Genomic DNA, 13,369 nt, shown 5'->3' on the forward strand with positions numbered 1-13,369 from the left:
AAGGCATTGCGAAATGACAACGTTGTCATTTCGTTAATGACAACGTAAGACATTTTTGGAAGAGCAACAAGGATTTACGGGTGAACGGTCGATATTGTCCGATAAACGGCTGATTTGTCAGTCGGGTAGGTAGTGTATGCTAGAACGCAAAAAACAAGCGATAGAGAACCGACTGGAGAAGCAGTGGCAACGATGGACAAGAAAAACGTCTCGATGAACGATGTGGCGATTGCCGCGGGTGTTTCTCTCAAGACGGTGTCGCGCGTGATCAACGAGCCCGATAGCGTGCGCGAGTCGACGCGCGATAGGGTCCATGCTGCCATGGAGGCGCTTGGGTTCCGGGCGAACTTTGCCGCGCGTTCACTCAAGTTGGGCCGTTACGGGTGCATCGGCGTCGTGCTGTTCCACTTGTCGGGCGGCGCCGTGGACATGATTGACGGAATCGCCGATGCCGCCGAAGAGCGAGGCTTTGCGCTCACGATGATCAAAAAGCGGGCGGGGGAGAAGATGACCCTTGCCGAAGCGGCGCGCAGGATGTCGCAGCTTCCCGTCGACGGCATGATCTTCAACCTGCGTCAAATGGTCGATGACTTTGATACCTTTGAGGCGCCGAAAGACCTCAAGACGGTGATTATCACGCCGATGGAACATCCTACCTGCTCTACCGTTAGTGACGATCAAGAGGACGGTGCGCGCATGGCGTGCGAGTACTTCTTAAATCGCGGGCACAAGAACGTGTATTTCGTTTCTGGTAAAAAAGAGTCGCTGTCGAGCCAGTGCCGTATGAAAGGTTGGCGTGCAGCACTCGAGACGCGTGGCATTGAGCCGCCCGAGCCTCTGCAAGGTGATTGGAATGCGGATAGTGGCTATGCCGCGGGCCTTGTGCTTGCCGATAAACCCGATTGCACGGCGGTCCTCGCTGCTAACGACTGCATGGCAAACGGCGTGATGATGGCTCTACGTGACAAAGGGCTCAGTGTGCCCGACGACGTGTCCGTGATCGGCTTCGACGATGAGCTCTACAAGACGATTCCCAACTCGATTCTGACGTCGGTGAAGTTTCGCCACCGCGAGCTGGGCATCCGTGCGCTTAACGAGGTCGTCGCAGGCCTTGAGGCTCCGAGCTCCAGAAGCCGCACGCTTGTGTCAGGCGTGCTGATCGAGCGTTCCAGCGTGAAGGACCTGCGGGCGTAGACGTGCTTGGATCGTTCATCTCAGTCTGTAACAGTTAGGACCGAAATACTCGGCTAGATGTTACAGATCGAGATTGAGAGGATTGTCCTGTGCGTTTATCTCAATCTGTAACAACCAGACGTCCAAAACCGGTTTTAGTGTTACAGATTTAGACAATTCGGCCCCGTCTTCCCGGTTTGTCTTGATTTGTAACAGCTAGGGACCAAAAACTCGGCTAGATGTTACAGATCGAGACAAACGGCCCCCCAGCCGAACAAAAACAAAAGGCCGGGGGCGGCGCGCCGTGTGACGTGCCACCCCCGGCTGAGAAATGGGGACAGGTTATGTGAGCGGGGCAATTCCGCTGGTCGCCAGCTGCTAGTCCAGACGACGGGTCTGCGCCACGTGCTTGTACCAGTAGGCGCTTGCCTTGGGCGTGCGCTTCTGGGTTTCAAAGTCAACGTAGAAGAAGCCATAGCGCTTGTTGTAACCATTGGTCCAGGAGAACTGATCCTGCAGACTCCACAGGAAGTAGCCGCCCACGTTGACGCCCACCTCCATGGCCTTGAGCAGCCAGCGCAAGTGCTGCTCGATGTAGTCGATGCGCGGCTGGTCGTCCACAAAACCGTCCTTGTAGGGGTCCTTGTAGCCCATGCCGTTTTCTGTAATGAAGATCTGCTTGTAGTTGGGGTAGCGCTGCTTAATGTAGACGAGCAGATCGAACAGGCCCTCGGGATAGATGATCCAGTCCCAGTCGGTGGTGGGGATGCCAGGCTTGTTCACGTGCTCGCCAATACCCTTAACGCGCCAGCGGCCGGTGCCCTTCTCGCCCGTACCGTTGTGGTGCAGGTCGTTCTCGCCGTCGTAAGCCTTCAAGAAGCGGCACTGGTAGTTGTTGACGCCCAGGTAGTCGTTGTAGAGCGCGGCCTCGCGCATAATCTCGAGGTCCTCGTCCAGGATCTCGATGGTGCCGCCCGAGACGGCAGCCAGACGGTTGGCGCACTCGAGGGTGTCGGGCGCGTAGTCGCCTCGGAAGGTGGCGTCGAGCAAGAACTGGTTCTGCAACACGTGCTCGTTGTTGGCGGCTTTGATGTCGGCGGGGTCGTTCTCGTTGAGCGGATACTTAAACTCCAACGACTGAATGACGCCGATCTTGCCCTTAAAACCGCCGTTGTGGAAGGCCAGTACGGCCTTGGCGTGGGCGAGCATCATGTTGTGCTCGCACTGGAAAGCCTCGGCCAGATGCGCCTTGACGCCGCCGGGGAAGGTGCCCTCGATGTAGGTGTTGGAGGCATCGGCCCAAATCTCGTTAAAGGTGAACCAGTAGGTCACCTGGTCGGCGTACTCCTTAAAGCAGAAGGTGGCAAAGTCCACAAAGGCATCGATGGTCTCGCGGTTGAGGAAGTCGCCCTTCTCAAAGAGGGCAAGCGGCGTGTCGAAGTGATGCAGCGTGACAAACGGCTCAACGTGGTGCTTGTGGCACTCGGCGAAGAGATCGTGGTAGAACTGCACGCCCTCGGGGTTGATCTCGCCGGTGCCGTTGGGGAAGATGCGGCTCCAGGCAATGGAGAGGCGAATGCCGTTGATGCCGAACTCCTCGCACAACTCCAGATCGACGGGGTACTGGTTGTAGAAGTCCGAAGCGGGATCGGGGGAAAAGCGCCCCTGGGCCTCCAGGAAGTCGTCCCAGGCAACCTTGCCTTTACCGTGGGTGCGGGTCTCGCCCTCTACCTGGTAGGCAGCAGTGGCGCCGCCAAAGACAAAGTCCTCGGGAAACTGCGCAGGCGGGTTGGTGACGCTAGCAGGGTTAACGGACATGATGATCCAATCGTCTAAATCGAAGGGCCAGCCGGTCTTGGATGGTCGGCTGGCCCTGTGCGTTACTTACTTCGAGAGTTGCTCGCTTACGAAGGCGAGAGACTTATCGCCGTTCTGGGAAAGCTCAATGTACTGCTTACCGCGGCAGGCGACGCACTTGTTGCCCACGCGCTCGCAGTCCTTCTGCAGGTCGGCCAGGTAGCTTGCGGCTTGCGGGGCCAGGACGACCAGATCGAAGTCGGGGAGCATGTCCACGTGGTTGCCATAGGCCTCGGCAGCGGTTTCAAGATTGATGCCGCGCTCCTTGGCGGCCTTGGCCAGCGCGTTGGCGAGCAGGCCCGAGGTACCGCCACCCTGGCAGAGCACGAGCACGCGTTTGCCGTTGAGGTCGCTGGTGGCCGTTGCCTCGGCAGCGGGTGCTGCGGAAGCGGCGGGAGCGCCGGCTTCCACGGCCTCGGCAGCAGCGCCGGCGGCAACGCTCTTGGCGTCGGCCTTGCCCTGGAAGGCATCGTTGAGCTTGGCGGCCTTCTCGGCGTTCTTGGCGGCGAGCTCCTCCTGGGAAATCTCGGCCTCCTCGGCGCACTTCTGGGCGTCATAGGCACGGAAGAACGGATAGTACAGAACGAAGTCGACGACCAGGATAAGGGCGAGCATCACAAAGGCGAGCGGCTGGAAGCCCAGGCCCATGATGGTGCCGATGGGGCCGGGGACGGTCCAAGGCAGGGTGTACATAAAGCCGTTCATGCCCAAGAAGTCGATAAAGATCTTGAGGATCCAGATGTTGGCGATCGGGGCAAAGACAAACGGGACAAAGAAGACGGGGTTGAGCACGATAGGCGCGGCGAACAGCAGCGGCTCGTTGACGGCAAAGCACACGGGGACGATGGCGGCCTTACCGACAGCGCGCATCTCCTGGGACTTGGCCAGGAAGCAGAACATAAAGACCAGGACGAGCGTGGCGCCGGTGCCGCCCATGCAGACGACGAAGTACTGGGCACCCTGGGTCAGGACAGCGGAAGCGTGCTGGCCGGCCTGGAACGCAGCCAGGTTGTCGGTCATGTTGGAAACGAGGGCGGCGGCAATGGCGGGCTCGACGATCGAGGGGCCGTGGACGCCCACGAACCAGAACAGGCTCATGGCGCCGTAAATCACAGCAAGGCCGATGTAGCCGTCGGCAGCGGTGAACAGGGGCTGGAACACCTGGATGACGCCCTGGGCAAAGCAGAAGCCAAAGGCAGCGCGGAAGACGATGTCAAAGACCCAAAAGACGGTGATGCAGACGGAGAAGGGGATGATGTCCTTAAAGGTCTGCGAGATGTTGGGCGGAACCTGCTCGGGCATCTTGACGGTGATGTTGCGCTTGATAAAGAACTTGTAGATGATGCCGGTCACAAACGCAGCGATGAAGGCGGTCAGTAGGCCCTTGGAACCAAGGTAGGTGGTGTTGAAGCCACTGGCGGCATCCGTGGCGATGGTGTCGCTCGAAAGGAGCAAGAAGCCGATGATGGCCGCGCACATGCACGAGATAAAGTTGATCTGGTTATTCTTGGGCAGATCGCGGTTCTGGGCGTCGGCGAAATGCTTGGCCGTGGTAGCGGCGCAGGCGATGGCCAGGATGCCCATGGAGTAGTTGTAGCACTTCCACAGGGCGTTGTTGATGTCATCGGGCCAGTAGAAACCCCAGATGTTGGGGACCGAGGCTACCAGGCAGAAGATGGACGAGAAGATGATGATGGGGATGACGGAGATAAAACCGTCGCGGATCGCCTTGAGGTACTTGTTGCGGGCGATCGCGTTGAAAAAGGGCTGGCCCTTTTCGATGGTGGCGATGAGTTGCTCCATGCAAAGCTCCTAAGAGTCGGTGGGTTAGCAACGATAGCAGCTTTTGACGTTTGGTTGCCAAAATGTTGACGTTGCCATTTTGTGACACAAAATAAGATGCGAACCGATGGCCCCTGTGCCTGCGGACCGTCGATTTCTTGCGCGTAAACGTTTGAGCCGCCCGGTGGCTCTGTGTTTGCACAATGGCAACGTTAACATTTGGGCGATAAAAGCCGTTCGGGGAAGCAAAAATGTCGGTGAACGGTAGGTTTTGGGTGGTGAGCGTATGGTGGGGGAGGCGTTAGATATACTTGAAGATGTTTCATTTGACTGCGTAGGGTGCCACCAATGGCATCGTTGACATAGAAAGATCGACCTATGGCCGCTGTTAAAAAAACGGTTTCCGTTAAGGATGTGGCGCGCCTCGCGGGCGTCTCAGAACAGACGGTCTCGCGCACCGTCCACGATTCACCCAGCGTGCGCCCCGAGACCAAGGAGCGCGTGCGTGCCGCCATGCGCGAGCTGGGGTATCGCCCCAATTTTGCCGGTCGATCGCTGCGCCGCGGCAAGTTTAAGACCGTCGGCGTCGCCATGTTCAACATTACCGGTACCGGCAACCTCGACCGTATGGAGGGCTTTGCCGCCGCCGCCGATAAGCACGGCTACGCCATTACCCTCACTAAAGTAGATGGACATCCGTATACCCTCGAGAGCGCATCGTCGCGCATGAGCGCACTGCCGGTGGATGGCATGGTTGTGATCATGAATCGCATGCCGGCGGACTTTGGCACCTTTGAGCCTCTGCCTGGTATGCAGACGGTGCTCGTTACCATGCTGGAGCACCCGCTGTGCTCGACGGTCGATAACGATCAGTTCGATTGCTCGCGCCAGGTTGTCGAGTACTTGCTGGGGCAGGGGCACAAGACCGTGCACTTTATCTCGTGTCCCGAACGCTCGCTTTCGGGCATGCAGCGCGAGGAGGGCTGGCGCGAGACATTGCGCGCGCATGGTATTGAGCTGCCGCGACTCATCCGTGGCGACTGGACGGCGCGGAGTGGATATGCCGCAGGCCAGGCTCTGGCGGACGATCCGACCTGTACTGCCATCTATGCCTCCAATGACGCCATGGCCTACGGCTGCATTCGCGGACTCGAGTCGCGCGGAAGGCGTGTGCCCGAGGACGTGAGCGTGGTGGGGGTTGATGATAGTCTGGGCGACATCGTGCCCGATCGTCGCCTGACCACCGTGCGCTTTGACAACAAGCGTGTCGGCATGTGGGCAGTCGACAAGATCGCCGGCGCCGAGGGAGTTGCGTCTGGCGTGGAGCACATGCTGATCCCCGGCGTGCTCGTAGAGGGCGATACGGTGCACGATTTGCGTTAGGGCGCGGTCCTGTTTGGGTTTCCGTTAATCATGTTTGATATTGTTCGAAATGGTTTGGAAACCGTTCGCGGCTTAAAAGTGACCGTTCATAGCTCGAAATTACGTTTTGTATTGTTCTTTTTTGTTTGAATGTTATTGTTTCTGTCATACACAGCGCAGCGCGTATGCCCGGACGCGATGCTCTCCGTTGGTTCATATGTGAAAGGAACGCAATATGGCAACCAAAGAAGAAATCTCGATGGTTGGATTCGAGATTGTCGCATACGCAGGTGACGCCCAGACCGATCTGCTTGCAGCGCTCGATGCTGCTCGCGAGGGTGACTTTGAGAAGGCCGAGCAGCTGCACAAGGATGCCAGCGATGCGCTTATCGGCGCCCACGACACGCAGACCAAGCTGCTTTCGCAGGAGGCCGGCGGCGGCGAGATGGAGATGACCTTCATCATGGCTCACGCTCAGGACACTCTCATGACCACTATGATCTTGGAGAAGCAGGCCCGCTTTACCATCGATGCCTACAAGCGCATCGCCGAGCTCGAGGCCAAGCTCGCCTAACGAGCCCGCACAACCAAGTCCCCTTCCAAAAGTCCTGCCGCTACCCGCAGCAGGGCTTTTCTGTATCCCATCTATCTCGGTTGCGGCGAAAAAGGGGTCGATAGACCAAAATGACCCGCTTTTCCCGTCCCCGGAGGATCAGTTAGCAGTACTCGCCACGAAACTGGACCATCTACTACGTTTAACCCGGTGCCCCCGAACACACCTGCGTTTCATGAAAAACTGCAGGCGTTCTACCTGTGGTTTTGTTTTTACGCCACGGGGCATGGTCGGGGATGGGCAGTTAAACGTAGTAGATGGGCCCATTTCATGGCGGGCAGGTCATGCAGCAGTCTGTTGCGCCTCTTGCCGTTCGGTTTTTCGCTGGGTGGGTATACTTCCATCCGCAATACAGGCCGGAATGAGGAGGTATCCAAATGCCGGACAACGGATCGATTCAAAAGAGAGACGCGCGCGAGATGGCTCATGGGCGTCCTGTCCAGATAACCGAGCAAACAACGGTGACCGAGCTGCAGCCCAGCCTATCCGATGTCGTGTGCGCAAACAAAAAACTGCAGATTGGCCTCATCGTTGCGCTCGTGGTACTGGCGCTGCTGTCGGGGTTTGTGGCTCGTCCGCATTTTGCCGATACCAAGACTTGGGACTCCACCATCGAGGTCATCGATCAAAAGAAGGGCAATGTATTGGCGCTCACGACCTCGTGCGTCGCCCTATCTGCGGGTATCACTGCGCTGCCGGGCGATACGGGAACGCCGGTTGCCGAGCAGCTCGCTCAGCTTTCGGGTAATCTTGGTATCGTGCTTGCCGTGCTATACCTAGAGAAATATTTACTCACGATTTTGTGGTCGGTTGGCCTGGGCATCCTGATCCCGTTTGCGCTGGTGCTCTTTGCAGCGTCGCTTGGCATTCACGGACGCTGGAGCACGAGCACGGTCATTCGTCGCGTGGCAACGCGTGTGCTGGTGGTCGCCATCATTAGCATGGTGTTGGTGCCCGCGAGCGTATGGGTGTCGCAGAAGGTTGATGAAACGTATCGAGTGAGCATCGAGGCGGCCGAGCAAAAGGCGACTGACGCTGCGAGTGCGGCAGATAGCGATAGCTCCAAAGCAAACAAGAAAAAGACCGAGTCCGCAGAGTCCAAGAACGTGCTTGAACAGCTTGCCGACGGTGCCTCGGGTCTCGTCACGACGGTGACCAGCGGCGCCAAGCAGATGACCGATGAGATTGTGCAGCAGGTGACCGATCTGATCGAAGGTGTCATCGTGATGATAGTGACCTCGTGCGTTATCCCATTGCTGGTGCTCGCGGCGTTTTTGTGGCTGGGGCACACACTGCTGGGGATTGATATTTCCGGGCCGACGAATTATTTGACGGGCCGCTTTCTGGGCACTCCGTCCAAGCATGCCAAGAAGGGCGGCCAGTCCTAGTAGCTAAAGCTGCCGTATATACCGGGGAATACCGCCGAAGGGCGGCCGAGACACGTTCTCGGCCGCCCTTTTGTTTGTTGAACACATGGTCGCTACGCCCGCGCCCGGTCCAAACGGTCAGCAATCATCCGTGAACGGTATTTGTTCAAAAAAGAACAAAGATAAACAAAAAGTTGTTGCAGTTACTGTTCGAATGTGTTCAAATAAACATGAACAGTGAAGAATCGCACATTCAGATGCCCGGACCTGAACGAGATTCAACACTTCCAAACAGAAACAACGCACCTGCGTATCTCTCAAGGAGGATGTCATGAGGGTTGTAATCGCTTCCGATGCCGACGGCATGTCGATGAAGGAGTCCATCAAGGAGATGCTCATCGCCGATGGTCACGAGGTCGTCGACTATTCCGAGACCCCTGCCGCGGACTTTGTCGATTCCGCTACCGCCGTTGCCAAGGACCTGCTGGAGCACAAGGATTCCCAGGGCTTCGCATTCGATAAGTACGGTGTCGGCTCCTATATGGCCGCCGTCAAGATCAAGGGCATGGTCGTCGCTAACATTTCCGACGAGCGTTCCGCCTACATGACCCGCGAGCACAACGGCTCGCGCATGGTCACCATGGGCCCGGGCGTTGTGGGCACCGAGGTCGCCAAGAAGATCGCCCGCGAGTTCCTGCGTGCACAGTACGCCGGCGGTCGTCACCAGATCCGTGTCGACATGCTCAACAAGATGGCCTAACGAGAGCCACCGAGAACTCGAACTTCTATCTCAACTTGTGAATTCAGACGAAAGGACGTTCTGATGAAGAAGACCATCGCAATCGGTTGCGACCATATCGTTACGGACGAGAAGATCTATCTGGCCGACCGCCTGGAGCAGGCTGGCTACCAGGTGCTCGACTGCGGCACCTACAGCCACACCCGTACGCACTATCCCATCTACGGTAAGGCCGTGGGCGAGGCTGTTGCCAGCGGCAAGGCCGACTTTGGCGTGGCCCTGTGCGGCACCGGCATCGGCATCACCAACGCCGTCAACAAGGTTCCCGGCGCCCGCTGCGCCCTGGTTCGCGACATGACCTCTGCCCTGTATGCCCGTCGCGAGCTCAACGCCAACATCGTGGGCTTTGGCGGCAAGATCACCGGTGAGTTCCTGATGGCCGATATTATGCTTGCCTTCCTGGAGGAGCCCTACGAGAAGACCCCCGAGCACGATGCCCTGATCGCCAAGATCGATGCCTGCAATAAGGCCGACGCCGAGGCTCAGGCCGACCCGCACTTCTTTGATGAGTTCCTCGAGAAGTGGGACCGCGGAGAATACCACGACTAGTGGGGTTACGCGGTTTTACCAAACCGCGTAACGGGTCGACGCTGCGCGGCGTTCAGGCACCCCATCTCGTCGCTCAAACCGTCGCTCGCGTACATGAAGTACGCGTCGCTCCTCTTTCGCGGCGACCTGGGGCACCTGATCGCCGCTCGCTGACGTTGGGGGTACCTGTGGGGTTACCGCTGTTGTTGCGAAGCGTTCTGGTTCGGCGAGCTGCTCCGATAACACGTTTGCTTGCTTGGCTTGAGTGCTTCGCTCTTGGCGGTACCCGGCATTCTGCAGCTTTTCAATTGACGGCTCGCGTTTCTGTGAGGGGGCGCGGGCCGGTTTTCTATCAGTCCTATTGACTTGGTGGGCTGTCGTAAGAAAGGGAAGACTCCTATGGAGTTTGTTCTTGATAACGGTTCTATCCGCGTGGCACTGAGCACGGCGGGCGGGTCGTTCACTTCTATTGCGGCCAACGGCCGTGAGTACCTGTGGCAGGGTGATCCGGCAGTCTGGTCGGGCCAGGCCCCCATTTGCTTCCCGATCTGCGGTGGCCTTCGTGACGGCCACGCAATGACCATGGGCGGCCGCGAGGTAAAGCTCGCCCGCCACGGCTTTGCGCGCAAGCAGGAGTGGAAGCTCGAGGAACAGAGCGACAACATGGTTGCGCTGAGCTTAAGCTCTGCCGACCATGCCGAGTTGCTCGAGCAGTACCCGTATCCGTTTAAGATCGTTGCTCGTTACACGATCGATTCGGAAAAGGTTGCCGTGTCGTACGAGGTGACCAATGAGGGCACCGAGGACATGCCGTTCTTTGTGGGCGGTCACCCCGGCTTTAAGTGCCCGCTCGACGAGGGCGAGTCCTATGACGACTACGAGCTTCGTTTTGAGCAGCGTGAGGCCACCGACCTCTGCACTGCCGTTCCCTCGACGGGCCTGATTGATGTTGAGCATCGCAGCAAGAACCCGATGGTTGGCCATGACCTGCCGCTGACCCACGAACTCTTTGACTTTGCGGAGACCATCTTTGACGTGCTCGAGAGCCGCGTGGTTACGCTGACCAAGAAGACCGAGGACAAGGGCGTGCGCCTGACGTTCCCCGATATGCCGTACCTGATTGTGTGGAGCAAGCCCGAGGGTGACTTTGTGGCCGTGGAACCGTGGGGCGGCCTGTCCACCTGCTCCGACGAGGACGATATTCTGGAGCACAAGCGCGGCTGCCTGGTGGCCAAGCCGGGGGAGACCGTCACCCGCGGCTTTGAGATCGAGATCCTTTAACGAGCTATCGTATGTTTGGGGTCGCGCGTGTCGTGCCCCGGAAACAGGAGTTCAATATGATTCTGACCGTTACCATGAACCCGTCGATTGATACGCGCTATCAGCTCGACAAGCTGATCATCGACGACGTGAACCGTGTGACGCCCGAAAAGACCGCTGGCGGCAAGGGCCTCAACGTGAGCCGTGTGCTGCTGCAGTTGGGCGACGATGTGCTCGCGACCGGTCTGCTCGGCGGACACATGGGTGCCTATATGGCCGAGCTTATGGATGCCGACGGCGTCAAGAACGACTTTGTACCCATTGCCGGCGAGACGCGCATTTGCCTGAATATTCTGCACGAGGGCAATCAGACCGAGCTGCTGGAGAGCGGCCCGCAGATCGCCCCGGCAGAGCTCGAGGCCTTTACGGCCAAGTTCGCCGAGCTTGCAGCGAAGGCGGACGTTGTGACGCTTTCGGGCTCGCTGCCGCGCGGCGTCGATGCCGGCTACTATGCCGAGCTCGTAAAGATCGCCGAGGAGGCGGGCGCCAAGGTGCTACTCGACACCTCGGGTGCATCGCTGGAGGCCGCGCTGGAGTCCGACGCTAAGCCTGAGCTCGTAAAGCCCAACCTGACCGAGATTAACGGCCTGCTGGGTACGTCCTTTACGACCGATGATGTCGATGCCCTGCGCGAGGCGCTTGCCGCCGATGGCCGCTTTGCCGGTATCCCCTGGGTCGTTGTCTCGATGGGTGCTGCCGGTTCGGTAGGATTCCATGAGGGCCGCGCGTTCCGCGCCAAGACGCCCGCGATTGCGGCTGTGAACGCGACGGGTTCCGGTGACTCGACCATCGCCGGCTTTGCGCATGCCATTGCTGCTGGTGCCGACGACGTCACGGTGCTCAAGACCGCCAATACCTGCGGCAAGCTCAACGCCATGGATCCCAAGACCGGTCACCTGGTCATGGACCGCTGGGACGAGGTCTACAACAGCGTTGAAGTAACGGAGCTTTAGGGTTACGGCGTCGAGTTACGGCGTTTTACCAAACGCCGTAACCTGCCGACGCTGCGCGGGCCGCATTTGGACAATCTGACGTTCAACTTCAAGGGCGCGACCAGAAGGTCAGCGCCCTTTCGTTTCACGTCACCTTGTCTCAAATGCGGCCCGCTCGCTGTCGTTTCCAAGACATCGGCGTTGCCTTGCTTCGGGAATGCGGCAGATAGGGACGTTCCTTTTCTGCCGGCAGTTTGGGACACTCCTTACGGGACACCCCCTCCACAGCGCCTATGCCAGCTTGTCGATTTGCCCAATCTCCCAGAGCGGAATGTTGACGAGCGTGCCCTCGTCTCTATATGCCGCTAACGATGTTCTCACGCAGCGCTCGAGCTTGAACTTCTCGCAGGCAATCCTCAGGCTCTTTGCTTTGAGGTTCTCTGCCGCCTTGACCTCGAGCGGAAGCACGGTCCCCGAATGGTCGATGGCAAAGTCAGTCTCTGCATTGCCGGAGGAGGATGACCAATACGCGGGAGTTTTGCCTTGGAGCAAAAGCTCCTGTGCGACGTATTGCTCGGTCAGCGAGCCTTTGAACTCCGTAAAAACAGCGGGCCCGTTCAGAACAATGGCTGGCGAGAGGCCGGAGAGTGCTCCGAGGATGCCGGTGTCGATGCAGAACAGCTTGAAGCCCGAGAGATCCTCGTAGCTTGTGAGCGGTGCTCTTAGGGCGGAAACACGTGGTACCTTATGAACGATTCCATAGTCCATGAGCCACTGGAGGCTTTCCTCAAAATCGCGTGCGCGCGCCCCGGGACGGAGCGCACCGTAGACGAACTTCTTGTTTTCCTTTGCGAGCTGGCCGGGAAGGGATTTCCAAACCAGCCTCATGCGCTCGACGATGCGGGCTGGTGCATGCTTGCCAAAATCGGATTCGTAAGCTTCGATGATTTGCTGCTGAAGCCTGCGGGCCTCGATGAAATCGTGGGAGGCGGCGAAAGCGGAGACAACTTCTGGCATGCCACCGACAACGAGGTATTCCTTGAGCAGGCGCTCGAGCTTTTCGGAAACGTTTGCCAGCAGGTCCATGTCTGTGGCAAGGATGGCATCTGCGAGCGGATCGCCATCGACGGCACGAACGAACTCGACAAACCCCATGGGGCGCATGGTAAGCTGGTCAATCTTGCCGACGGGGAACGACTCGTTTTCGCGTCGGAGCGCGAGCCCCATATAGGAGCCGGCTGCCACGATATGGTATTCCGGCGCCAGCTCGTTGAAGTATTTGAGCGAGGTGATGCCACGCGGTGCCTCTTGGATTTCGTCGAAGATGATGAGTGTGTCTGTCGGCGTTATGGTCTGGCCGCGCAGGAGCTCTATCTGGGAGATGATGCGTTTGGGGTCAAGGCTTCCGTCGAACAGCGAACGTACGCCCGGTTCGAGCATAAAGTCAAAACGGATGACGTTTTGATACTGCTGGCCTGCGAATTCGTTGAGAAGCCAGGTTTTTCCCGTCTGGCGGGCCCCCTTAAGCAGGAGGGGCTTACGGTTTGCCCTAGATTTCCAAGCGATGAGTTCGTCCATTAGCTGTCGCTGCATACTGCCTCCTAACGATCATGGTTAGTATAAGACCGTGTTGGTC

General features: G+C 58.4%; 11 protein-coding genes. 8 read left to right on the plus strand and 3 right to left on the minus strand.

From position 1 onward, the window contains the following. Positions 1-192: 192 nt before the first annotated feature. Positions 193-1,194: a LacI family DNA-binding transcriptional regulator gene (locus ACTQ48_RS05060; protein ID WP_427718983.1), complete on the plus strand. Its 1,002-nt coding sequence runs from the start codon at positions 193-195 to the stop codon at positions 1,192-1,194. 357 nt (positions 1,195-1,551) lie between these two features. Here the strand turns inward: ACTQ48_RS05060 and lacG are convergent, their stop codons facing one another. Then, on the minus strand, positions 1,552-2,991 hold the full coding sequence (lacG, locus tag ACTQ48_RS05065; protein WP_154514977.1) for a 6-phospho-beta-galactosidase: 1,440 nt from the start codon (positions 2,989-2,991) through the stop codon (positions 1,552-1,554). Positions 2,992-3,057: 66 nt separating this feature from the next. Further along, a complete protein-coding gene (locus tag ACTQ48_RS05070; RefSeq protein ID WP_427718986.1) occupies positions 3,058-4,833 on the minus strand; it encodes a PTS lactose transporter subunit IIBC in 1,776 nt (591 codons plus the stop codon). A 357-nt stretch (positions 4,834-5,190) separates the two neighbouring features. Between ACTQ48_RS05070 and ACTQ48_RS05075 the strand changes: the two genes are divergently transcribed. The 7 genes from ACTQ48_RS05075 (at position 5,191) to ACTQ48_RS05105 (ending at position 11,754) form a co-directional block, all read left to right on the plus strand. After that, entirely contained in the window at positions 5,191-6,195 is a 1,005-nt protein-coding gene (locus tag ACTQ48_RS05075; RefSeq protein WP_441570295.1) for a LacI family DNA-binding transcriptional regulator, read from the plus strand. Between the two features lie 214 nt (positions 6,196-6,409). After that, entirely contained in the window at positions 6,410-6,748 is a 339-nt protein-coding gene (locus ACTQ48_RS05080) for a PTS lactose/cellobiose transporter subunit IIA (RefSeq protein WP_055252615.1), read from the plus strand. A gap of 416 nt (positions 6,749-7,164) precedes the next feature. Further along, positions 7,165-8,175, plus strand: a complete 1,011-nt coding sequence (locus tag ACTQ48_RS05085) for a hypothetical protein (protein WP_441570296.1) — start codon at positions 7,165-7,167, stop codon at positions 8,173-8,175. A gap of 310 nt (positions 8,176-8,485) precedes the next feature. After that, a complete protein-coding gene (lacA, locus tag ACTQ48_RS05090) occupies positions 8,486-8,914 on the plus strand; it encodes a galactose-6-phosphate isomerase subunit LacA (protein ID WP_006234830.1) in 429 nt (142 codons plus the stop codon). A gap of 63 nt (positions 8,915-8,977) precedes the next feature. After that, positions 8,978-9,502, plus strand: coding sequence for a galactose-6-phosphate isomerase subunit LacB (lacB, locus tag ACTQ48_RS05095; RefSeq protein ID WP_346981957.1), 525 nt, complete (start codon positions 8,978-8,980; stop codon positions 9,500-9,502). Between the two features lie 378 nt (positions 9,503-9,880). Further along, positions 9,881-10,762, plus strand: a complete 882-nt coding sequence (locus ACTQ48_RS05100; RefSeq protein ID WP_427748000.1) for an aldose 1-epimerase family protein — start codon at positions 9,881-9,883, stop codon at positions 10,760-10,762. Between the two features lie 56 nt (positions 10,763-10,818). Further along, entirely contained in the window at positions 10,819-11,754 is a 936-nt protein-coding gene (locus ACTQ48_RS05105; RefSeq protein WP_055285435.1) for a hexose kinase, read from the plus strand. A gap of 270 nt (positions 11,755-12,024) precedes the next feature. Here the strand turns inward: ACTQ48_RS05105 and ACTQ48_RS05110 are convergent, their stop codons facing one another. Continuing rightward, on the minus strand, positions 12,025-13,326 hold the full coding sequence (locus tag ACTQ48_RS05110; protein ID WP_441570297.1) for an ATP-binding protein: 1,302 nt from the start codon (positions 13,324-13,326) through the stop codon (positions 12,025-12,027). Positions 13,327-13,369 lie beyond the last annotated feature (43 nt).

This window comes from Collinsella sp. Sow4_E3 (assembly GCF_052116285.1).
Classification (GTDB): domain Bacteria; phylum Actinomycetota; class Coriobacteriia; order Coriobacteriales; family Coriobacteriaceae; genus Collinsella.